Source organism: Oleiphilus sp. HI0086 (assembly GCF_001635225.1).
In genome coordinates this window covers 1-1,804 of record NZ_LWFZ01000248.1, presented here as the reverse complement: position 1 = coordinate 1,804, position 1,804 = coordinate 1, and the positions used below count along the sequence as shown (strand labels likewise).

Genomic DNA, 1,804 nt, shown 5'->3' with positions numbered 1-1,804 from the left:
AAATCGTTCATGCAACGATTCCCCCCTGTGTCAGGATAGTTGTCGCCTCTGTTAATTTTTAATAATTGAATAGGAGGCGGTAAGAGAATATGAGTGAAGCATTATTCAAAAGAGTTTAAAGAAGCCATTGTTAAGAAGTGGCTTGAAAGTGGGTTATCATTAAGAACGTTTTCAGCCCAGGAAAACATAAACCTATCCACCTTGTATTCCTGGCGAGATAAATTTCAATTACCAGGTTCAAGTGTGACAAAAAGTAGTAGTCCAGATAACTGGTCTCCAGAAGCAAAGTTTTCAATTGTTCTGGAAACCGCCATGATGTCGGAGATAGAGCTAAGTGAGTATTGCCGAGAAAAAGGGCTGTACCCTGATCAGGTGAAGCAATGGAAACAATCTTGTATTAACAACAATATGACTGAGGCTCAGCGTAAGAAACAGGAAGCTGCAGAGCGCAAAGCAGATAAGAAGCGTATTAAGCAGTTAGAGAAGGAGCTAAAACGCAAAGATGCAGCACTTGCTGAAACTGCTGCATTATTGGTGCTCAGAAAAAAGCTCAATGCCTACTGGGGGGAAGACGAGGACAGCTAACCATGCTTCCAGATAGGCAATATTATGTGGAGCTGATTGATGAAGCCGTTAGTGCTGGAGCCAGAAGAGTGAAAGCCTGTGAGCTAATAGGCTTATCGCTTCGGACCTTACAACGCTGGATTGAAGATGGTGGCGTTACACAGGACAAAAGACAGTCAGCTATTAGACCTGAGCCAAAGAATAAGTTGTCAGAAACCGAGCGACAGAGCATTATCAATATCTGTAACGAGCCCGAATATGCGGACCTTCCACCCAGCCAAATCGTACCAAGGCTAGCGGATAAAGGGCAATATATTGCTTCTGAGTCCAGCTTTTATCGTGTGCTCAAAGCACATAATCAACTGGCTCACAGGGGGCGAGACAAGCCCAAAAATGGTACGAAGAAACCGAAGGGATATACGGCCACTGGGCCAAATGAAGTCTGGAGTTGGGATATTACGTACTGCCCTGCAACTGTGATAGGGCGGTATTATTACCTGTATATGATAGAAGATATCTTCAGTCGCAAAATTGTTGGCTGGGAAGTGCATGAGTCCGAGCAAGGAGAACATGCAGCAGCATTGCTTGAGCGCAGTGTTTGGTCAGAAAAGTGCGTCAGAAAATCCCTGGTGTTGCACTCGGATAATGGTAGCCCAATGAAGAGCTTAACAATGCAAGCAAAAATGCAGGATTTGGGTGTCGCCAGCTCTCGAAGTCGGCCTGGTGTAAGTAATTGCGTATTCCGCTAAAACTGATCAGCCGTTGCGCTGAACGTGATCACTTGTTTCCCATCCATGCATCGTGAGTTGTCTTTTTACTTCAAGTGATCATCTTCAGTCAACGAAGTTAGTACTTTTCTCATCGATTCTCCTTTTAAGTTAAGTTTGTGAGCGTTATGCAGTAGCCGGTCTAATATGGCGTCAGCCAAGGTCGGATCGTCGATAAATTTATGCCACTTCGTCATCGGTAATTGGCTAGTCACTATGGTCGATTTACTGTTGTGGCGATCTTCCATAATTTCGAGTAGATCATTTTTTTGAGGCTGTGTTAAAGCCTCCAAGCCCCAGTCATCGATAATTAGAACATCAGCCTTGGCTATTTGGTTTAAGAGTCTTAGGTAGCTACCATCGCCGTGTGAGATGGTCAGCTGCTCGAACAACCGCGAGGCTCTGAAGTATCGTACTTGATAACCGTGCAGACAGGCATGATGTCCTAATGCACAAGCAAGATAGGTTTTTCC

At 44.6% G+C, this 1,804-nt stretch carries 1 protein-coding gene and 1 pseudogene; one reads left to right on the top strand and one right to left on the bottom strand.

The window, feature by feature from the left end:
* Nucleotides 1–93: 93 nt before the first annotated feature.
* A pseudogene (locus A3756_RS28535) lies at nucleotides 94–1,298 on the top strand (IS3 family transposase); the annotation flags it as partial.
* An 80-nt stretch (nucleotides 1,299–1,378) separates the two neighbouring features.
* On the opposite strand, the gene A3756_RS03250 reads toward A3756_RS28535, so the two are convergent.
* Nucleotides 1,379–1,804 (bottom strand): ATP-binding protein (locus A3756_RS03250; protein WP_197481133.1); only part of this gene is annotated, 426 nt, incomplete at its 5' end.